Here is a 19768-nt window from a genome sequence, read left to right on the forward strand (position 1 = left end):
GCGGGAGGTTGGTGGTGGACGAGCCACTCGCCAACCGGGTCAGGTCCGGAAGGAAGCAGCCCCAACGAGTCGCGGCACGGGTCACCGTGCCAGCCTCCCACCCTTTCCGTTTCAGGCGCCGACCCGGTTTTCCTTCCTGTTCGCGAGGTCATCACGATCAGCGCGGGGATGCTTGATGGCGCGTTATCGCAAGCGGCGGCGGGGAAATCCTGCCTGACGCGCCGAATAGGCCTCAACATCCGGCGGTCGCGCCGTTAAGCTCGGGCCCATGGACGGTCTCATCCCCACCTCTTCCGACGAGAATTCCGGCGCTTCCGCGTATCGCGTGCTTGCGCGCAAGTATCGCCCGCGCAGCTTCGACGATCTGGTCGGCCAGGAACCGATGGTCCAGACCCTGCGCAACGCCTTCGACACCGGACGCATCGCCCAGGCCTGGATGCTGACCGGCGTGCGCGGCGTCGGCAAGACCACGACGGCACGCATTCTCGCCCGCGGGCTCAACTATGAGGTTCCCGGCGAAGTCGACCGGCCAACGGTGAACCTCGACAAGCTCGGCGTGCATTGCGAGGCGATCATGGACGGCCGCCATGTCGACGTGATCGAGATGGATGCCGCCTCACATACCGGCATCGACGACATTCGCGAGATCACCGACGCGGCGCGCTACCGGCCAGCCTCCGCCCGCTACAAGGTCTACATTATCGACGAAGTGCACATGCTGTCGAAGTCGGCCTTCAACGGCCTGCTGAAGACGCTCGAAGAGCCGCCCGAGCATGTGAAGTTCATCTTCGCCACCACCGAGATCCGCAAGGTGCCGGTGACGGTCCTGTCGCGCTGCCAGCGCTTCGACCTGCGCCGCATCGATGCCGAGAAGATCGTCGGCCTGCTGCGCCGCATCTCGCAGGCCGAGGGCATCGCTGTTGCCGACGAGGCGCTGGCGCTGATTGCCCGGGCGGGCGAAGGCTCGGCGCGCGACTCGCTGTCGCTGCTCGACCAGGCCATCGCCCATGGCAGCATCTCCCTGGGAGGCGGCGACACGATCGGCGCCGAGACCGTGAGGGCGATGCTCGGCCTTGCCGACCGCGCCCGCGTCATCGATCTCTTCGAGCACCTGATGCGCGGCGATGCGGGCGCGGCCATGGCCGAATTCCGCCAGCAATACGAAGTCGGCGCCGACCCGGTGGTCGTGCTGTCCGATCTTGCCGAGTTCACCCATCTCGTCACCCGTCTGAAGATCGTTCCCGATGCCGGCGATGATGTCTCCGTGACGGAGACGGAGCGCGCGCGCGGCCGCGAGCTTGCCGGCCGCCTGTCGCTGCGCCTGCTGTCGCGCGCCTGGCAGATCCTGCTGAAGGGCATCGAGGAGGTCCAGGCCGCGCCGAAGCCGCAACTGGCCGCCGACATGGTGCTGGTGCGCCTTGCCTATGCCGCCGACCTTCCCGACCCGGAAGATGCCCTGCGAATGCTGCGCGAGGGCAAGGCCGCGGCACTCGGCTCCAGCCTGCCCGCGCCGCCAGCTCGCCCGCAGACGTCCGGCGGAGACGCTTCCGGCCGACAGGCGCCAGGCGAGCCGGCGCAAGCCGCCTCGTCGCCAGTCGCTTCCGGCGCCCCCTACTCCCCCCCGACGGCGGAGCCGGTCGCTGTCTCAGCGCAGATGCGCACCTCCGCACAGGCACTGCCCGGTCAGGCGCTACCTGGTCAGGCCCCACGGTCGCAGATCGCTCCCACCTCGCCGCCGCGCCTGCAGGCGCTGGCCGGGGGACTGGCGGGCGGCCTTGCGCCGGAGGCGACGCGCGCCCAGCCCGCTGGCGCCTCTCAGCCAGCACCTAGCCACGGACTTGCCTCGCTTGCTGACTGTGCGGCCCTGGCGGGCGAAAAACGCGATATTCGTCTGAAGGTCGAGATCGAACGGCAGATGCGGCTGGTCCGCTTCGAGCCGGGCCGAATCGAATTCCAGCCGGTCGAGGGCGCCGACCCCGATCTCGCCGGCCGGCTCGGTCGTCGCCTGTCGGAATGGACCGGCACCCGCTGGATCGTAACCGTCTCACGTACGCAAGGCCGGCCGACGCTGCACGAGGAGCGCGAGGCCAACCAGCGCCAGCTCTTTTCCGATGCCAAGGCCGAGCCCACCGTTGCCGCCCTGCTCTCGGCCTTTCCGGGAGCCAAGGTCGTCGACGTCAGAATGATGGCGGCCGAGGACGCGCCCCTTGACATGGCGCCGACCGAGGACGAAATCGACCCCGACGCATGATACACCGGCGGAACCCGGCACGGCCGTCCGCCGATTGGCAGGTCTGAACCGGCGCCCTGCCGCACCGCTCTCAAGGAGAGACCCATGGACTTCCTGAAGATGATGAAACAGGCGAAGCAGATGCAGGAGCAGATGGGCTCGCTGCAGGAAGAGATCGCCTCGCTTTCGGTCGAAGGATCGGCCGGCGGCGGCATGGTCACCCTGACCATGACCGGCAAGGGCGAGCTTAAGGCCATCCGCATCGACCCGTCCATGGCCAAGCCCGACGAGGTCGAGATCCTTGAGGACCTGATCCTTGCGGCGCATCAGGATGCCAAGGCCAAGGCCGAGGCACTGCTGCAGCAGAAGACCCAGGAACTGATGGGTGGCCTTGGCCTGCCCGCCGGCTTCAAGCTGCCGTTCTGACCCCATGGCCAACCGGGCGGTCGCCGGACCCGAGGTCGAACGGCTGATCCAGTTGCTTGCCAAGCTGCCGGGGCTGGGTCCCCGGTCGGCCCGGCGCGCGGCGCTGCACCTCATCAAGAAGAAGGACCAGTTGCTGGTCCCGCTGGCGCAGGCGATGGGCGTCGCCGTGGACCGGGTGACGGTGTGCTCGACCTGCGGCACCGTCGACACCTGCGACCCCTGCACCATCTGCGCCGATCCGCGCCGCGACACGGCGACCATCGTCGTGGTGGAAGACGTGTCCGACCTGTGGGCGCTGGAGCGTGCCGGGGCGCTAAACTGCCGCTACCATGTTCTCGGCGGCACCCTGTCGCCGCTCGACGGCATCGGCCCGGACGACCTGACCATCGACAAGCTGATCGAGCGCGTCGCGGCCGGCGGCGTGACGGAAATCGTCCTTGCGGTCAACGCGACGGTCGAGGGCCAGACCACCGCCCATTACATCACCGACCGCCTGCGCGGCATGGACGTCAAGGTGACGCGCCTTGCCCACGGCGTTCCTGTCGGCGGCGAGCTCGACTATCTCGACGAGGGAACGCTGGTCCAGGCGCTGAAGGCCCGAACGTCCTTCTAGTTCGCTTCCCGTGTCGTCCCCGTAAGGGCCATGTTAGGCTTGGCTCCTGTCAGCCACCGCAACGGATCGTCATGCACCGCGCCCTTTCCGCATTGCTCGCAGTTCTGCTCGCAACGTTGTGGACCTCGTCCGCCCATGCGCAGCAACAGGGTTTGCAGGCGAAATTCGACCGGTTTCTGGAAACCCGCATCGCACCGGCCGCCCGCGCGGCCGGCGTGCCGCAACGGGTGATCGACCGCGAACTCGCCGGCCTGTCGCCCGACACCTCGCTACCCGGCCTTGGCGATCCCGACGGCCCCGAACGACCGCCTTCGGTCAACTACCAGTCCGAGTTCCGCGCCCCGGCCGGCTATTTCCGCGACAACCAGTTCAACGCGCTGGCCGCCCAGGGACAGCGGCTGGCGCAGACCCACGCAGCTACGCTTGCGCGCATCGAGGCCAGATACGGCGTCCCGTCGCGGATCATCCTGGCGATCTGGGGCCGCGAATCCGGCTATGGCGCGGCCCGTATTCCCAACGACGCTCTGAGGACGCTGGCCACCCGCGCCTTCATGGGGACCCGGCGGGAGTTCTTCGCCAGCGAGACCGTCGCCGCCCTGCAGATCCTCGCCGAGGGACACATCACGCGGGCCGACCTGCGGAGCTCGTGGGGCGGCGCGCTCGGCCAGCCGCAATTCCTGCCCTCCAGCTTCCTGCGGTTTGCGGTGGATTTCGACGGCGACGGCAAGCGCGACATCTGGCGGTCGGTGCCGGACACCCTCGCCTCGATCGCCAATTATCTCGCCTGGCACGGCTGGGTGAAAGGGCGCGACTGGGGCTACGAGGCACTTGTGCCGGCTTCCGTCTCCTGCTCGCGCGAGGGGCCCGATCGCGGCCAGCCGATCTCCGCCTGGGTCGCGGAAGGCGTCAGCCGCGTCAGGGATCGTCCCTTCCCCTCCCATGAATTGCCGCAACCGGGCTTCCTGCTGATGCCCGCCGGCCGCAACGGCCCCGCCTTCATCGTCACGGACAATTTCTATGTGCTGAAGGCCTATAACGAGTCCGATGTCTACGCGCTGTTCGTCGGCCATCTTGCCGACCGCTACAGCAGCAGTGCCGGTTTCGTCCAGGGCTGGAAAGAGGTGAAGACCCGCTCGCGCGGCGCCGTCCGCGACCTGCAGCTCCAGTTGGAAGGCAAGGGCCACGATGTCGGCGGGGCCGACGGGCTGATCGGCTTCAAGACCCGCCGCACCCTCGGGCTCGAACAGGAAAAGGCCGGACGGCGGGCAACCTGCTGGCTGGAGTAACCTACTCGCTGACGATGCCGGCGTCCGCCGTCTCCATCCGGAAGGCGGCGGCCATCAGCGCCTTGGTGTAGTCGGTCTTCGGAGTATCGAAGACCTCCGCCGCCGCGCCCGCCTCCACCACCTTGCCGGCGCGCATGACGATGACCTCGTTGGCGAGCGCGCGCACCACCTTGAGATCGTGCGAGATGAAGAGATAGGCGAGACCGTGGCGCGTCTGCAGATCGCGCAGGAGATCGACCACCTGGGCCTGCACGCTCATGTCCAGCGCCGAGGTCGGCTCGTCGAGCATGACGAATTTCGGCTGCAGCACCATGGCGCGGGCGATGGAGATGCGCTGGCGCTGGCCGCCGGAAAACTCATGCGGATAGCGGAAGCGGGTGTCGGCATCGAGGCCGACCTCGACAAGGGCGGCCGCCACCCGGTCATCCCGCTCGTCCGCGGTGATGCCGGGGAAATGGACGGCAAGGCCTTCGCCGACGATATCGGCCACCGACATGCGCGGACTGAGCGAGCCGAACGGGTCCTGAAAGACGATCTGCATGTCACGGCGCAGCGGACGCATATCCTTCCATGACAGGGTGTCGATCTCGCGGGCACCGAAGCGGATCTTGCCGGTGGAAGAAATCATCCGCAGCAGAGCCAACCCCAGCGTCGTCTTGCCGGAACCGCTCTCGCCGACGATGCCGAGCGTCTGCCCCTCGCGCACCGTGACATCGATACCGTCGACTGCCTTGATGTGATCGACGGTGCGGCGCAGCAACCCGCGCCGGATCGGGAACCACACCTTCACGTCGCGCGCTTCCACCACCACTGGGCGGCTTTCGTCCGTCACCGGCGGCTTGCCCTTGGGCTCGGCCGCGATCAGATGCTGGGTGTAGCTGTGCTGCGGGTTCTCGAAGACCTCGCGCACCGGGCCGCTTTCGACGATCTTGCCTTTCGTCATCACGCAGACCCGGTCGGCGACCTTGCGGACGATGCCGAGATCGTGGGTGATGAACAGCATCGCCATGCCGACGTCGCGCTGCAGTTCCTTCAAGAGCTTGAGGATCTGCGCCTGCACGGTGACGTCGAGCGCGGTGGTCGGTTCGTCGGCGATCAGCAGGTCAGGCTCGTTGGCCAGCGCCATGGCGATCATCACGCGCTGGCGCTGGCCGCCGGAGAGCTGATGCGGATAGCTCTGCAGGCGGCTCTCGGGATCACGAATGCCGACCTGGTCGAGCAGTTGCACCACCCGAGCCCGTGCGGCCGCATCGCCCATGCCGCGATGGACCTTCAGCACCTCGGCGATCTGCTTCTCCACCGTGTGCAGCGGGTTGAGCGAGGTCATCGGCTCCTGAAAGATCATCGAGATCTCGTTGCCGCGAATGCGGCGCAGGGCCGCCTCGCCGGCCTTGAGCACGTCCTCGCCCTTGAACAGGATCTCACCGCTCGGATGGGAGGCTGCCGGATAGGGCAGCAGCTTGACGGTCGAGAGCGCCGACACCGACTTGCCGGAGCCGGATTCGCCGACCAGAGCCACGGTCTCGCCGGGGCCGATGTCGAAGGAGATCCTGTCCACCGCCGTATGGGTCACCCCGTTCTGGGTGAAGGCCACCGACAACTCGCGGACCGAAAGCAGCGGCGGTTTGTTCTGTGCGCTCGTCATGGGGTCCTCACGCGAAGCTCTTGCGCGGATCGAAGGCATCGCGCACCGCCTCGCCAATGAAAATCAGCAGGCTCAACATAGCCGAGATGACGATGAAGCCGGTGATCCCGAGCCAGGGCGCCTGCAGGTTGTTCTTGCCCTGCGCCAGCAGTTCGCCCAGCGAGGCGGAGCCCGGCGGCAAGCCGAAGCCGAGGAAATCGAGCGCCGTCAGCGTCGAGATCGAGCCGTTCAGGATGAAGGGCATGAAGGTCAGCGTCGCCACCATCGCGTTGGGCAGAAGATGGCGCCACATGATCGTGGGATTGCCGACGCCGAGTGCTCGCGCCGCCGTCACATATTCGAAGTTCCGGGCTCGCAGGAATTCCGCCCGCACCACGCCGACCAGCGCCACCCAGGAGAAGGCGAGCAGGATGGTGAAGAGCGTCCAGAAACCGGGAATGAGGACCGAGGACACGATCAGGATGAGGTAGAGCGTGGGGATCGCCGTCCAGACCTCGATGAAGCGCTGGAACAGAAGGTCGACCCAGCCGCCGTAATAGCCCTGCACGGCGCCGGCCGCGATGCCGACGACAGAGGAAGCCAGCGTCAGGGCGAGGCCGAACAGGACGGAGATACGGAAGCCGTAGACAAGCCGAGCGACCACGTCGCGCCCCTGGTCATCGGTGCCGAGCCAGTTCCAGTTGCCGAGGGTGCAGTTGGGGTCCTCCGCTCCCAGCGGATAGCGGACGCAGCGCTCCTGCTTGTCGAGCCGCCAGGACGGCGGGGCGGGTGCGGGCACCGGAATCTCGTTGTTGACGGTGCGATAGGAATAGCGGATCGGCGGCCACAGCATCCAGCCGTTGGCGCTGATCTCTTCCTGGATATAGGGGTCCCGGTAGTCGGTCACCGCGAGGAAACCGCCGAATTTCTCCTCCGGGTAGTCAACGAAGATCGGCGCCAGAACCTCGTTCTTGTAAACGACGACGATCGGCCGGTCGTTGACAAGAAACTCGGCCAGGAGCGACAGGCCGAACAGGAGAAGAAAGATCCAGAACGACCAGTAGCCGCGCCGGTTGGCCTTGAAGTTCGTCAGCCGGCGCTGGTTGATCGGCGACAGAAAGCCCTTCGGCCGGCCGATCGTCGCAGTGGCAGTGGCCGCAGCCACGGCCTCCACCTTGCCCGTGGGTTCCGCCTTCAGATCCATGCCTCAGACCTCCCTGCTCTCGAAATCGATCCGGGGATCGATCCAGGTGTAGGTCAGGTCGGAAATGAGATTCACCAAAAGCCCCATCAGCGAGAAGATGTAGAGCGTCGCGAAGACCACGGCATAGTCGCGGTTGATCACGGCCTCGAAGCCGAGCAGACCGAGCCCATCGAGCGAAAAGATCGTCTCGATCAACAGCGAACCGGCAAAGAAGGACGAGATGAAGGCGCCCGGAAAGCCGGCGATCACGATCAGCATGGCATTGCGGAACACATGGCCGTAGAGCACCTGGCGCTCGTTCAGACCCTTGGCGCGGGCGGTCTGGACATACTGCTTGCGGATCTCGTCGAGGAAGGAGTTCTTCGTCAGCAGCGTCACCGTGGCGAAGGCCGACAGAACCATGGCGGTCAACGGCAGGGCGAGGTGCCAGAAATAGTCGAGAATGCGCTCGGGCCAGGAGAGCTGATGCCAGTTCTCCGAGGTGAGGCCGCGCAACGGGAACCAGTCGAGGAACGAGCCGCCGGCAAACAGCACGATCAGCAGCACCGCGAAAAGGAACCCGGGGATCGCATAGCCCACCACGATCACGGCGGAGGTCCAGACATCGAAGCGCGAGCCGTCCCTCACCGCCTTGCGGATGCCCAGCGGGATCGAGATCGCGTAGGAAATGAACGTCATCCATAGCCCGAGCGAAATCGAGACGGGCATCTTCTCGATCACCAGGTCAATCACCGAGATGTCGCGGAAGTAGCTCTGCCCGAAGTCGAAGCGGGCGTAGTTCCACAGCATCACGGCGAAACGCTCCAGCGGCGGCTTGTCGAAGCCGAACTGGCGCTCCAGTTCCTTGATAAATGCCGGATCGAGGCCCTGTGCGCCGCGATATCTCGACCCGACGGCTCCCGCGTCCCCGGCCGTGTCCGCGCCGCTGCCGGCGAAATCGCCGCCGCCGCCGGAGATGCGGGCCGTGGCGGACACATCCGTGCCCTGAAGCTGGGCGATGACGCGCTCGACCGGTCCGCCGGGAGCGAACTGGATGATGATGAAATTGATGGCCATGATGCCGACCAGTGTCGGCACGATCAGCAGCAGCCGGCGCAGGATATAGGCGCCCATCGTATCAGAGATCCCTTTCTTGCCGGCCGACAACAGGCAAACCTGCCGGTTGGCCTCCGCAATGCCTGATGCGTTGGAGTGTCTCGCGCATGTCAGCGTATGCCGATTCGCTCTGCGCGCTCACGGTCGTACCACCAGTGGAGTTCCGGCGTGAAGCCATGCGTCGGTGGCGCCTCAGGATGCCCGAACACGTCCCACATGGCGACCGTATGGATCGGCTTGTACCACTGCGGCACCCAATAATGGCCGGCCCGCAGGACCCGGTCCAGGGCACGGGCAGCGACGGTCATCTCTTCCCTGGTGGACGCTGCGACGACAGCATCGATCAGCGCATCGACCGCCGGCTCCGCGATGCCAGACAGGTTGCTCGATCCCGGCTGGCTTGCCGCCTCCGAACCCCACATCTGGCGGATCTCCTCTCCAAGGGTCGCGGACAGGGAATACCGGCGCGAGGCGATGTCGAAGTCGTAGTCGTTCAGACGGGACTGATACTGCGCCGGATCCACGACACGGAAATTCGCCCGGATGCCGAGCCGCTCCAGATTGCCGATATAGGGCAGGACGACACGCTCGAAGCTGTTCGTATTCGACAGGAATTCGAAGGCCAGCGGTTCTCCGCTCGGCAGAAGCAGCCGGGCTCCCTCGCGCCGGCATCCCGCCTCCCGCAGCAGCCGGTCCGCCTCGCGCAGCATCGCACGATCCTGTCCCGTTCCATCCGAAACCGGTGGCGCGACGGCCGGACCGAACACCGCGTCGGGCACCTGTCCGCGCCAGGGCTCCAGCAGCGCCAGTTCCGCTGCGTCCGGTTCGCCTTCGGCCGACATCGCGGAATTCTGGAAATAGGAACTCGTCCGCTTGTAGGCTCCGAAAAACAGCGAGGTGTTGGTCCATTCGAAGTCGAACGCCAGACCCAGCGCCTGGCGAACACGCGGGTCCGAAAACTTTGAGCGGCGCAGGTTCAGGTACCAGCCCTGCGCACCCGAGGGCCGGCCGTCGGGGATTTCTTCCCGGATCACACGACCGTCCTGAACGGCGGGAAAGTTGTATTCCGTCGCCCATGTGCGGGCGGTGAACTCCTCGCGGAAGGTGAGAACGCCCTTCTTGAAGGCCTCGAAGTCCACCTGCCGGTCACGGAAGAATTCCAGCCGGATACGGTCGAAATTGTAGTGCCCGCGGCTGACGGGCAGATCGGCCGCCCACCACGATTTCACCCGCTCATACTCTACGAAACGGCCCACCTCGTGGCGCCCGACCTTGTAGGGGCCGGACGAGAGCGGCGGCGTCAGGGTCGTCTGGGCGAAATCGTAGCGCGAGTAATAGGCCTTGGAGAAGATCGGCATGCCTGTCGCGATGAGCGGCACCTTGCGCGACTGCTTGCCGGAAAACACCAGCGATACCTTGTGAGGATCCTCGACGCGCGCGTCATCAAGTTCGCGCAGCCCCTGACGGATCGAAGGGTGCCCCTTCTCCTTCAAGGTCATCAGCGAGAAGGCGACATCCTCCGCCGTCAGCGGGCTCTCGTCGTGAAACCGGGCTTCGGGCCTCAGCGTGAACGTATAGACATTTCCATCTTCGGAAATCTCGACAGTCTCGGCGATCAAGCCATAGACGGCATCCGGCTCGTCCAGCGCCCTCACCATCAGCGTGTCGAAGCACAGCTCCATCCGGGGTGGCGCATCCCCCTTGAGAATGAACGTATTGAAGGTATTGAAGGTCTGCGGGTTCTGATTGAAGGTCCAGAAGGGTGCCGTGAAGACGATGCGCCCGTCTTTCGGAGCGTCCGGGACCACATAGTCGAAATGGCTGAACCCCGCCGGATACTTGAGGTCGCCGAACACCGACAGTCCATGCCGGGCTGCAGCGCCGGCGTTCTGTTCCACATCGGCACGTGCCCGCCCGCCTGGGAGCGGCAGAAGCGTTGCAGCGGAAAAGGCCACCGCTCCGGCCAGCACGGTCCTGCGATCCAGATCAAACCGGGCGCCGCCGGCAGCCCTCGGTGCCTTCAGCCTGTCTTCCACCATCACCGCCCTCCCCGTACGCGCGCCGCGCGCGCCTCATCCCACCACCAGATGGTCGGGAAGCCGTGGGTGTATTCGGGGATGTTGTCAGGATGACCGAACCGGTTCCAGCGGGCCGTGCGGTCGACATCGATATACCATTGCGGCACGACGAACTGATGCGCCATCAGAACCCGATCGAGCGCGCGTGTCGCCGCCACCAGTTCCTCCCGGTCCTTCGCAAAAATAACCTTCTCGATGAGTGCGTCGATGCCGGGGTCCTTGATGCCGCCATAGTTGCGCGACTGCGGCCGATCCGCCGCCTCGCTGCCCCAGTAATCCCGCTGCTCGTTGCCCGGAGACAGGGACTGTGCCCAGCCCAGCGTCGTCATGTCGAAGTCGCGTTCGCGGATGCGGTTGATGTATTGCGGCGTGTCGACGGTGCGAAGCGTGAGCTTGATGCCGATGCGCTCGAGATTGCGCGCATAGGGAAGCACGTAGCGCTCGGAATTCGGATCATTGTTGATGTACTCGATGACCAGCGGTTCGCCCGTCTGGCGATCGACCATCTGGCGACCGCGAAGCTCATAGCCGGCCTCGCCCAGCAATTCGACAGCCCTGCGCATGTTGTCGCGCAGGTTGGCGGGATCGCCGTTCACCGGGTTCTCATAGGGCATCGTGAAGACGCGCTCTGGAATGAGGTCGCGCACACTCTCCAGAATGGCCAGTTCCTGACCCTCCGGCAGTCCGCTCGCGGCAAGCTCGGTGCCCGCGAAATAGGATGGGATGCGCTTGTACTGGTCGAAGAACACCGTCTTGTTGGCGGTCTCGAAGTCGAAAACCAGGTTGAGCGCCTGTCGCACCCGGACATCGGCGAAGGGTTTCCGCCGCAGATTGATGACAAAGCCCTGCATGATGCCGCGCGCCTTGTCGGGGAATGTCTCAAGCACCACGCGCCCGTCCCTCACGGCCGGGAAGTCGTAACCGGTCGCCCAGTTCTTGGCGCTGTTCTCGGCACGGAAATCATATTGGTCCGCCTTGAACGCCTCCAGCATCACCGTCTGGTCGCGATAGCTGTCATAGCGAACCTTGTCGAAGTTGTTGGTGCCGACCCGTGTGGGGTGGTCCTTGGCCCAGTAATCCTCGACCCGCTCGTACTCGATGTACCGCCCGGCCTCGAAGGCGCCGATCCGATAGGGGCCGGATCCGACCGGTCGCTCCAGCGTTCCGCTGCCGATATCGCGCGGTCGGCCGCCCGGTCCGGTCCCCTCCCACCAGTGCTTCGGCAGGACAATCATCTGGCCGACAATCTTCGGCAACTCGCGATTGCCGGGAGAATCGAAGGTGAAGCGGATGACGCCGTCGGCCACCTGCTCGGCCTTCTCGACATGACGATAGTAGAAGGCCTGGCTGGGATTGACCTCCTTGAGCTTGCCGAAACTCCAGATGACGTCGTCGACGCTGATCGGGGTTCCGTCATGCCAGCGGGCCTGCGGATTGAGCCTATACTCCACCCAGGAATAGTCGGAGGGGTAGCGCATGGCTTCCGCGATCAACCCGTATTCCGAATTGATGTTGATCTCGTCGAGCGCCGGCTCCAGCAGAGAATCGTACATCAGACCCAAGCCCGGCGCCGGATTGCCCCTTGGCAGGATGGGGTTGAACGTGTCGAAGCCACTGCTGTCGCCGAGGCGGACGATGCCCGCTTTCGGAGCATCGGGATTGACATAGTCGAAATGCCGGAAGTCAGGCGGATACTTCGGCTCGCCGCTCAGCGAGGAGGCATACCGCCATTCCGGTTCCTCCTGCGACGATGCCGTCGACAGCCCGGCAAGCAGCAGGCACAGCGCCGCCAAGGGCAGGGCGATGATCCACCGCGGAACCGGCCAACCCTGTACAGCGACTGTTGCACGGGATCTTGAACGGGAGGGCATCGTCTGGCGATCTGACTGCATCATGGCGCTTCAACGGATCCATCTGTCTTGCCGCGGCGCACGACCCACGGCCGCGCACGGTTGCTGCTGCATTGTCTTGCCGACACATATTAGGGAGTTGCGCCCCCCGCCGACAGACGTGAAACGCTTCATGACGAAAGTTTAATCGTGGCAGGATGGTTCGGTGCGTGCCCGGCGCTCACGCTGCGGCGAGCTTCTCGCGATACATCCGCTGGTCGGCGAGTTCGAGGATCTCGGGAATCGTCGTGGCATCGTCCGGGTAGACCGCCCAGCCGACACTGGCGCGAATGGCGATGATGTTATCGCCCGCGCGCACCGGCTCGCTGACAGCCTCCCGCAGTCGCGCAGCAATATTGGCGGTGGTCTGATGATGGGTCATCCCAGGCACTACGACGACAAACTCGTCGCCACCGATACGGGCGATCGTGTCGGAGTCCCTTGTTTCGGCCCGCAACCGCTTGCCGACCTCTTGCAACACCAGATCTCCCACCGCATGGCCGAACGTATCATTGATCGGCTTGAACGCATTGAGATCCACAAAGAACACCTGGAAGCCCAGTCCCGTCCGCTCGCCCAGCGCGGCGAGTTGCTCGAGCCGATCCTCCAGCAATCGCCGATTGGGCAGGCCGGTGAGTGCGTCATGCAGCGCCATCGACCGCGCCCGTTGCTGTGCGATCACCACCATGACGGACAAGAGCGCGATCGCAAAGGTGACGCCGAGACCAACCAGTTGGACGATTTGAACTTCCGGCGAGGTGGCAACCCAGCCGCCGACCGGACGGCTGGCCATCTGCCACATGCCGTTCGGCAGGCTGACCGGCAGAATCACCCCTCCACCACTGGACAGGGGCGTTTCGAACAGCGCCGGGTCGCCGAGGATCATTCCGCCGGCAGGGCCCAGCCCGTCGGCCCCGCGAAGGGCAAACTGGTATCCGCTCATCTCCGGGCGAATGCCTGCATCCTCGAACAGGGCATCCATGTCGATCACCACCGAGGCCACGCCCCAGTAGCGGCGCTCGGACCTGCCGTCATCCTCGTTCATCGGAATGAGAACCGGCGAACGAGCAATCAGGGCGCGTCCACCCTGAACAAGGTCGACGGGGCCGGCGACGACGGTGCGCCGCTCATCCATCACTCGCTTCACCACCGGCCATTGCGCCGGGGTCTTGCTGTAATCCAGACCAAGAACTCTCAGGTTTCCAAGCAACGGATGGACGTAGCGGACGACATTGCCGGGAGCCAGGGCAATCAGCTTCACATGGCGGTTTGCCGAGGAAAGTTCCTCCGCAAAGCGTCGGAACTGCCTTTGCGTGAGTTCGCCGTTGATTGCCGTGAAGCTCACCAGGCCTTGCGAAATATACAACGTCGCGCTGATCGTTCCTTCGAGCCGCGCCCGCGCCTCCGACAGTCGCGCCAGCGTCTCGTTCTGCAGACGCTTGTGGGCATTCTCGGTGAGCAATGCAGAAATATACGCCGTGAGAGTGATCCCGAGGACGCAGACGAATGCCACCACGGCCCCAGCCATCATCCGGTGTTTCCACCGGATGAGCGTCAATTCCTTGACACCGGATGCCTGCGTCATGCCCCCCACCTGGAAATGATGCGGCTATGGCGAGCCGCCTGGTTCAGGTCGGCTTGCACGTCGATCAGACCGCGCTTCCACACCTGATAAAACTACGTAACACGGCACAGTTAAAGATGTATTTTCAACTCGATGAAGAAATTCGGGACGAACAACAACATCCCTCCAGCGCGGGCCGAAAGCGTTATATCCGAAAGCCCTTCCCCGTTACAGGGGAAACTCAACGGCATTCGGTGGCGCCGAATGGTCTTCCGAATGAGCGCTGCTCCCCCGGCCAAGATCCATCACGCCTATGCAATTAGCGAAAAGGCCGGCGCTTTCGCGCCGGCCTTCAGCACCTGAAATGGATGGCAACCAAGCCACAGGGGCGTGGTTGCCGCGGTCACTGGGCCTGTGTGCCTTCGACAGGCGCCGCGTCGGCCGGAGTCTCCTCTGCCGGAGCCTCCTCGGCCTGGGCCTCGGGCAGCGGCTGCGGGTTGTCCGACAGCGTGCGCAGATAAGCGACGAGGTTCGCGCGGTCCTCGGGCCTGCGCATGCCGGCATAGCCCATCGATGTTCCAGAGACCTCCTGCCGCGGCGCGGCAAGGAAGTGGTCAAGGTTCTCGTAGGTCCAGGTCTCATGCTCCTGCGCATAGGCCTGCATGCCACTCGAGTAGCGGAACCCTTCATGGCTCGCCGGAGCACGGCCAACCACTTCCCACAGGCCCGGGCCAACCTTGTTGGTGTTGGCGCTGGAGAAATCGTGACAGGCCACGCAAGCGCGGATCAGGCGTTCTCCGTCCGCGGCCGACGCGCTGGCGAGGCGCACGGCGATGGGTTCCACCTGCGGAGCGTCCTGAGCCGGAGCCGGTTCCGAATCCGCTTCAGCCACGATGATCTCATAGCCTGGCTTTTCCGGCGCCCCCTGATGGAAGATGATTTCCGACACGATGCCGAGCCCCATCGTCAGGAGGAGGACGGACAGGATCGCACCAGCGATCATATTTAGCTTGGCAGAATTCATTCCCGCTGGCTCCAACTCCCTCGGTTGCCGCAAGGCCAATGCAAGCAGGCCCCGCGCAACGCGGCGCGTGGTGAAAAAGTCGCCGGAAACTACAAAGTTTTTGACGCTCGTGTCCATAGGTTTAAAAGAGCAATCCATGATACAAATGATCGCACGCCGCAGCCGGGCCCGCCGCACGCCCGTCCGCCCTCTGAAAGGACGCCCGTGACAACGGCTGCCGACCCGTCCGCACTCGTGGTCATCCCCGCGCGCATGGCATCCACGCGCCTGCCGGACAAGCCCCTCGCCGACATCGCCGGCAAGCCGATGATCGTTCATGTCATCGAGCGCGGCCTGTCCGCCGGCATCGGGCCGGTGATCGTGGCGTGCGACCATCCGGACATAAAGGCCGCCGTCGAGGCGGCGGGCGGCACGGCCATCATGACTGACCCGAACCTGCCGAGCGGCTCCGACCGGGTTCGCGCCGCCGCACAGGCCGTCGATCCGGAACGACGGCACGGCATCGTCTTGAACCTGCAGGGCGACGTGCCCTTGATCGATCCGCAAGCCATCCGCGCCGCTTTCGACCCTCTCGCCGATCCGCTGGTGGATATTGGCACCATCGCCACGGAAATTCGCAGCGAGGCGGGCAAGACAGACCCCAGTTTCGTCAAGACCATCGGCACACCGGTGACGGATCGGCGGCTGCGGGCGCTCTACTTCACCCGCGCGACGGCCCCGACAGGGCCAGGACCGCTCTACCAGCATATCGGCCTTTACGCCTATCGGCGCGATGCCCTCGACCGCTTTGTCGCCCTGCCGCCCTCTCCCCTCGAGATGCGCGAAAGCCTGGAGCAGTTGCGGGCGCTCGAAGCGGGAATGCGCATCGATGTCGGGCTCATCGACAGCGTGCCGATGGACGTGAACACCCCGCGCGACCTCGAAGCCGTAAGGGCGGTCTTCGCCTCGCGCCCTTCAAACCCAAGCTGACACCGGTCCATCATGTCCAACAAGAAACGCATCGTCTTCCAGGGCGAATACGGCGCCAACTCGCACACGGCCTGCCACAACGTCTATCCCGAGTATGAAGCCGTGCCGTGCCCGACATTCGAGGACTGCTTTACCGCCATCGAGAGCGGAGAGGCCGATCTCGGCATGATCCCGGTGGAGAATTCCGTCGCCGGGCGTGTCGCGGACATCCACCATCTGCTGCCGCGCTCCTCGCTCCAGATCATCGGCGAGTATTTTCTTCCGATCCGTTTCCAACTGATGGCCCTGCCGGGCACCCGGATCGAGGATCTGAAGAGCGTGCAGAGCCATGTCATGGCGCTCGGCCAGTGCCGCAAGATCATCCGCACGCTCGGATTGCGGCCGATCGTGGGCGCCGACACGGCCGGGTCGGCCCGCCAGATCGCCGAGGCGGGCGACCGCACCGCCGCGGCGCTGGCGCCGGAGATGGCCGCGCAGGCCTATGGGCTGGAGATCCTGCGCCGGGACGTGGAGGACGAGGCCCACAACACCACCCGATTCCTGATCCTGTCGCGCGAAACCCTGCGCGCGGAAAATTCCGGGCAGCCCATCATTACCACCTTCATCTTCCGCGTCCGCAACGTGCCGGCCGCGCTCTACAAGGCGCTCGGAGGCTTCGCCACCAACGGCGTCAACATGACCAAGCTGGAATCGTATCAACTCGAAGGCCAGTTTTTCGCGTCGATGTTCTATGCCGATGTGGAGGGCCATCCGGACGATCGCAGCGTCTCGCTGGCGCTTGAGGAACTGGAGTTCTTTTCCGCCGAGTTCAAGCTCCTTGGCATCTATCCAGCCAGTCCGTTCCGCGACAAGATCCGCGAGCCGGAAGCAAATCGCGCCTTGCGGCCGACGCCCGGAATCTGATCGGTCGCTCCGTCTGCCGACACCAAAAGGGACACTTTCGCCATCATGACCAGTCTGCGCTTCGACACCTTGTGCATCGGCAATGCCATTTGCGACGTTTTTGCCCATGTGGAGGAAGATTTTCTCCTGCGCGAAAAACTCGTTAAGGGAGCAATGCGGCTGATCGACACCGAAGAGGCGGTCCGTCTCTACGAAAAAATGGGACAGACGACGCGGATTTCAGGCGGCAGCGCCGGCAACACAGCGGCCGGAGTTGCAGCGCTCGGCGGCGCCACAGCCTATTTCGGCAAGGTGGCCGAGGACGAGCTGGGCGCTGCCTATCGGCATGACATGCGCGGCACCGGCGTGCATTTCGAAACGCCGGTCCTCGTCGATGGCCCGCCCACCGCACGGTCGATGATCCTCATCACGCCGGACGGCGAGCGGACGATGAACACCTATCTCGGTGCTTGCGTGGAACTTTCGGAGAAGGACATCGACGCGCAAACAGTGGCGGCGTCGGCGATCACCTATATGGAAGGCTACCTTTGGGATCCGCCGGCAGCCAAGGCGGCGTTTCTGAAGGCCGCGGAAATCGCCCACGCGCATGACCGCAAGGTCAGCCTGACACTCTCCGACAGTTTCTGCGTCGACCGCTACAGGTCCGAGTTCCTCGGCCTCATGCGGAACGGCACGATTGACCTGCTGTTTGCCAACGAACACGAGTTGAAGGCGCTGTACGAGACAGCCGACCTGGATACCGCCATTGCCGCGGTGCGCGAGGATTGCGCGGTTACGGCGCTCACCCTCGGTGCACAGGGCGCGATGGCCATTTCCCGAAACGAGACGATCCGCGTGCCTGCCGCGGAAGTGACCGATGTGGTCGATCTCACCGGCGCCGGGGACCTGTTCGCTTCCGGCTTCCTGCTCGGCCAGGCGCGCAGCTACGACTTCACCACTTCTGCGGAGCTCGGATGCCTTTGCGCAGCCGAAGTGATCGGGCATGTCGGCGCCCGCCCCGAGCGCTCGCTCAAGCGGCTGGCCGAACAGCAGGGCTTCGGCCTCTAATCTCCAACGGGGCGTCCCCGAACGCAAAGCGGCCGCGCCTGAGGCGCGGCCGCCGTTGTTTCAAGCCGCGGCGGAAGAGCGCAGTCAGTCGGCCAGATCCTGAACGGAGGCCACCGTGCCCTCGTCGGTCAGCCGGTAGACGATCGGCGCTCCGGTTGCCAGTTCACGCTTGAGGATCTCCTCCGGCGACAGACCCTCCAGTTCCATGATCAGCGCCCGCAGCGAATTGCCGTGGGCAGCGACAATCACCCGCTTGCCCGAAATCACCTGGGGCAGGATTTCCGAGTGGTAGTAGGGAAGAACGCGCTCCGCCGTCATCTTCAGGCTTTCACCGCCCGGCGGCGGGACGTCGAAGGAGCGGCGCCAGACATGCACCTGCTCCTCGCCGAACTTCTCGCGCGCCTCGTCCTTGTTCATTCCCGTCAGATCGCCATAGTCCCGCTCGTTGAGCGCCGCATCGCGAACCGTCTCGAGATCCTGCTGGCCCAGTTCCTCGAGGATCAGCGTCAGCGTGTGCTGAGCCCGTGTGAGGTCGGATGTGTAGGCGACGTCGAAGGCCAGCTTCAGATCGCGCAGCTTGCTGCCTGCGGTCCGTGCCTCGGCAACCCCGAGTTCCGTCAGGTCCGGGTCCTTCCAGCCGGTAAAGAGGTTCTTGAGGTTCCAGTCGCTCTGCCCGTGGCGCACGAGCACAAGAAGATGTTCCATTGCCAGACTGTCTCCAGGTCGGATGGGGGACGAGGCACTCAGTCGACGAGACCGAGAACGTCGTCCATCGTATAGAAACCGGGTTTCCTGTCGCGCGCCCACAGGGCCGCCTTCACCGCGCCACGAGCGAAGATCTGACGGTCCTGAGCATGGTGGGACAGCGTAATCGTCTCCAGTGGTCCCGCAAAGACCACACTGTGATCGCCGATAACCGTGCCACCGCGCAAGGTCGCAAAACCGATGTCACCGCGCGGCCTTTCACCGGTAATGCCATCGCGGCTGCGCACGCTGTGCTGCGACAGGGTCAATCCTCGGCCTTCGGCCGCAGCCTCGCCCAGCAGCAGCGCGGTCCCGGACGGGGCATCGACCTTGTTCCGGTGGTGCATCTCAAGCACCTCGATGTCGAAGTCCTCGTCCAGCGCCGCCGCCGCCCGGCGGACCAGCGCGGCAAGCAGATTGACGCCAAGGCTCATGTTTCCGGACTTGACGATCCGGGCATGGCGGCCTGCCGGGCGGATCGCGGCGACGTCCTCCTCGCCGAGACCGGTCGTCCCGATGACATGGACGATGCGAGCCTGGGCGGCCAGTTCACTGAAGTGCCGCGTCGCGGCCGGGGTGGTGAAATCGAGGACCCCATCGGTCGCGGCAAACGCGGCCAGCGCATCATCGCAGACGGCGACACCATTCGGCTGCAGGCCCGCCAGGACGCCCGAATCCTGGCCGACAGCCGGCGAGCCGGGCCGTTCCACCGCCGCCGACAACCGCACACCATCGATCTGCGAAAGCGCGCGGATCAGCGCGCCGCCCATGCGTCCGGCAGCCCCCACCACTGTCAGGCGCATTTCCGTCATCGCGCAACTCCGTCCTCGTATCCCCGGCGCGGAACCGGGTTTTCGGGGCGGTATAGCAGGTTGATGGACGCACGCAACGCCGCAGGGCCGCCAATGCGGCACAAACACCGCCCGTTGCAGCCGCGAAGCCGTTGCACCCGCGCATCGACAGAGCCGGCGCGCAGCCGTCCGGCTTTGCTGACGCCCGCGTGGCGGGCGGATTTTCTATGCTCTATCAATCGTATGATGATAGCTTGCATGTGCCGGGGCAATCGGACAGA

Annotated in this window: 16 protein-coding genes and 1 other RNA gene; 8 read left to right on the forward strand and 9 right to left on the reverse strand. The window is 65.0% G+C overall.

Going from position 1 to position 19768, the window contains the following annotated elements:
- Positions 1-3: 3 nt before the first annotated feature.
- From ffs to P2PM1_RS12235, 5 genes are all read left to right on the forward strand, one after another.
- Positions 4-101, forward strand: an RNA gene (gene ffs, locus P2PM1_RS12215) — signal recognition particle sRNA small type.
- Between the two features lie 167 nt (positions 102-268).
- On the forward strand, positions 269-2251 hold the full coding sequence (locus P2PM1_RS12220) for a DNA polymerase III subunit gamma/tau (protein ID WP_186399225.1): 1983 nt from the start codon (positions 269-271) through the stop codon (positions 2249-2251).
- A gap of 84 nt (positions 2252-2335) precedes the next feature.
- Positions 2336-2656 (forward strand): YbaB/EbfC family nucleoid-associated protein, encoded by a 321-nt coding sequence (locus P2PM1_RS12225; RefSeq protein WP_186388689.1) that lies wholly within the window; start codon positions 2336-2338, stop codon positions 2654-2656.
- A gap of 4 nt (positions 2657-2660) precedes the next feature.
- Positions 2661-3269, forward strand: a complete 609-nt coding sequence (gene recR, locus P2PM1_RS12230) for a recombination mediator RecR (RefSeq protein ID WP_186388688.1) — start codon at positions 2661-2663, stop codon at positions 3267-3269.
- A gap of 71 nt (positions 3270-3340) precedes the next feature.
- The gene (locus P2PM1_RS12235; RefSeq protein WP_186399226.1) at positions 3341-4555 is read left to right on the forward strand and encodes a lytic transglycosylase domain-containing protein; all 1215 of its coding nucleotides are present in this window, start codon (positions 3341-3343) and stop codon (positions 4553-4555) included.
- A gap of 1 nt (position 4556) precedes the next feature.
- On the opposite strand, the gene P2PM1_RS12240 is transcribed toward P2PM1_RS12235, so the two are convergent.
- The 7 genes from P2PM1_RS12240 to P2PM1_RS12270 form a co-directional block, all read right to left on the reverse strand.
- A complete protein-coding gene (locus tag P2PM1_RS12240; RefSeq protein ID WP_186388686.1) occupies positions 4557-6200 on the reverse strand; it encodes an ABC transporter ATP-binding protein in 1644 nt (547 codons plus the stop codon).
- A 7-nt stretch (positions 6201-6207) separates the two neighbouring features.
- Positions 6208-7383, reverse strand: a complete 1176-nt coding sequence (locus P2PM1_RS12245) for an ABC transporter permease (RefSeq protein ID WP_186399227.1) — start codon at positions 7381-7383, stop codon at positions 6208-6210.
- 3 nt (positions 7384-7386) lie between these two features.
- A complete protein-coding gene (locus P2PM1_RS12250; protein WP_186397119.1) occupies positions 7387-8496 on the reverse strand; it encodes a microcin C ABC transporter permease YejB in 1110 nt (369 codons plus the stop codon).
- Between the two features lie 92 nt (positions 8497-8588).
- Positions 8589-10517 (reverse strand): extracellular solute-binding protein, encoded by a 1929-nt coding sequence (locus P2PM1_RS12255; protein WP_186399228.1) that lies wholly within the window; start codon positions 10515-10517, stop codon positions 8589-8591.
- Positions 10517-12427, reverse strand: a complete 1911-nt coding sequence (locus tag P2PM1_RS12260) for an extracellular solute-binding protein (RefSeq protein ID WP_186399445.1) — start codon at positions 12425-12427, stop codon at positions 10517-10519. Before P2PM1_RS12260 ends, P2PM1_RS12255 begins: the two co-directional genes overlap by 1 nt.
- A 199-nt stretch (positions 12428-12626) precedes the next feature.
- Positions 12627-14030, reverse strand: a complete 1404-nt coding sequence (locus tag P2PM1_RS12265) for a diguanylate cyclase domain-containing protein (RefSeq protein ID WP_186397117.1) — start codon at positions 14028-14030, stop codon at positions 12627-12629.
- 382 nt (positions 14031-14412) lie between these two features.
- Positions 14413-15033: a cytochrome c family protein gene (locus tag P2PM1_RS12270; RefSeq protein WP_186399229.1), complete on the reverse strand. Its 621-nt coding sequence runs from the start codon at positions 15031-15033 to the stop codon at positions 14413-14415.
- 204 nt (positions 15034-15237) lie between these two features.
- On the opposite strand from P2PM1_RS12270, the gene P2PM1_RS12275 reads away from it, so the two are divergent.
- From P2PM1_RS12275 to P2PM1_RS12285, 3 genes are read left to right on the forward strand one after another with little or no spacing between them, the layout of a single operon-like run.
- The gene (locus tag P2PM1_RS12275; protein ID WP_256376465.1) at positions 15238-16002 is read left to right on the forward strand and encodes a 3-deoxy-manno-octulosonate cytidylyltransferase; all 765 of its coding nucleotides are present in this window, start codon (positions 15238-15240) and stop codon (positions 16000-16002) included.
- A gap of 12 nt (positions 16003-16014) precedes the next feature.
- Positions 16015-16905 (forward strand): prephenate dehydratase, encoded by an 891-nt coding sequence (locus P2PM1_RS12280; RefSeq protein ID WP_186399230.1) that lies wholly within the window; start codon positions 16015-16017, stop codon positions 16903-16905.
- Between the two features lie 45 nt (positions 16906-16950).
- Positions 16951-17952: an adenosine kinase gene (locus P2PM1_RS12285; RefSeq protein WP_186388678.1), complete on the forward strand. Its 1002-nt coding sequence runs from the start codon at positions 16951-16953 to the stop codon at positions 17950-17952.
- Positions 17953-18036: 84 nt separating this feature from the next.
- On the opposite strand, the gene P2PM1_RS12290 is transcribed toward P2PM1_RS12285, so the two are convergent.
- Both P2PM1_RS12290 and dapB read right to left on the reverse strand, forming a co-directional pair.
- Positions 18037-18657, reverse strand: coding sequence for a 2,3-bisphosphoglycerate-dependent phosphoglycerate mutase (locus P2PM1_RS12290; RefSeq protein ID WP_186388677.1), 621 nt, complete (start codon positions 18655-18657; stop codon positions 18037-18039).
- A 38-nt stretch (positions 18658-18695) separates the two neighbouring features.
- The gene (gene dapB, locus P2PM1_RS12295; RefSeq protein ID WP_186388957.1) at positions 18696-19499 is read right to left on the reverse strand and encodes a 4-hydroxy-tetrahydrodipicolinate reductase; all 804 of its coding nucleotides are present in this window, start codon (positions 19497-19499) and stop codon (positions 18696-18698) included.
- Positions 19500-19768 lie beyond the last annotated feature (269 nt).

Source organism: Stappia sp. P2PMeth1, from assembly GCF_900185735.1.
GTDB lineage: Bacteria > Pseudomonadota > Alphaproteobacteria > Rhizobiales > Stappiaceae > Stappia.

Excerpts from the sequence above, each read along its gene's own strand:
- P2PM1_RS12220 (WP_186399225.1), top strand. The coding sequence starts at position 269 with ATGGACGGTCTCATCCCCACCTCTTCCGACGAGAATTCCGGCGCTTCC.
- P2PM1_RS12225 (WP_186388689.1), top strand. The coding sequence starts at position 2,336 with ATGGACTTCCTGAAGATGATGAAACAGGCGAAGCAGATGCAGGAGCAG.
- recR (WP_186388688.1), top strand. The coding sequence starts at position 2,661 with ATGGCCAACCGGGCGGTCGCCGGACCCGAGGTCGAACGGCTGATCCAG.
- P2PM1_RS12235 (WP_186399226.1), top strand. The coding sequence starts at position 3,341 with ATGCACCGCGCCCTTTCCGCATTGCTCGCAGTTCTGCTCGCAACGTTG.
- P2PM1_RS12240 (WP_186388686.1), bottom strand. The coding sequence starts at position 6,200 with ATGACGAGCGCACAGAACAAACCGCCGCTGCTTTCGGTCCGCGAGTTG.
- P2PM1_RS12245 (WP_186399227.1), bottom strand. The coding sequence starts at position 7,383 with ATGGATCTGAAGGCGGAACCCACGGGCAAGGTGGAGGCCGTGGCTGCG.
- P2PM1_RS12250 (WP_186397119.1), bottom strand. The coding sequence starts at position 8,496 with ATGGGCGCCTATATCCTGCGCCGGCTGCTGCTGATCGTGCCGACACTG.
- P2PM1_RS12255 (WP_186399228.1), bottom strand. The coding sequence starts at position 10,517 with ATGGTGGAAGACAGGCTGAAGGCACCGAGGGCTGCCGGCGGCGCCCGG.
- P2PM1_RS12260 (WP_186399445.1), bottom strand. The coding sequence starts at position 12,427 with ATGCCCTCCCGTTCAAGATCCCGTGCAACAGTCGCTGTACAGGGTTGG.
- P2PM1_RS12265 (WP_186397117.1), bottom strand. The coding sequence starts at position 14,030 with ATGACGCAGGCATCCGGTGTCAAGGAATTGACGCTCATCCGGTGGAAA.
- P2PM1_RS12270 (WP_186399229.1), bottom strand. The coding sequence starts at position 15,033 with ATGAATTCTGCCAAGCTAAATATGATCGCTGGTGCGATCCTGTCCGTC.
- P2PM1_RS12280 (WP_186399230.1), top strand. The coding sequence starts at position 16,015 with ATGTCCAACAAGAAACGCATCGTCTTCCAGGGCGAATACGGCGCCAAC.
- P2PM1_RS12285 (WP_186388678.1), top strand. The coding sequence starts at position 16,951 with ATGACCAGTCTGCGCTTCGACACCTTGTGCATCGGCAATGCCATTTGC.
- P2PM1_RS12290 (WP_186388677.1), bottom strand. The coding sequence starts at position 18,657 with ATGGAACATCTTCTTGTGCTCGTGCGCCACGGGCAGAGCGACTGGAAC.
- dapB (WP_186388957.1), bottom strand. The coding sequence starts at position 19,499 with ATGCGCCTGACAGTGGTGGGGGCTGCCGGACGCATGGGCGGCGCGCTG.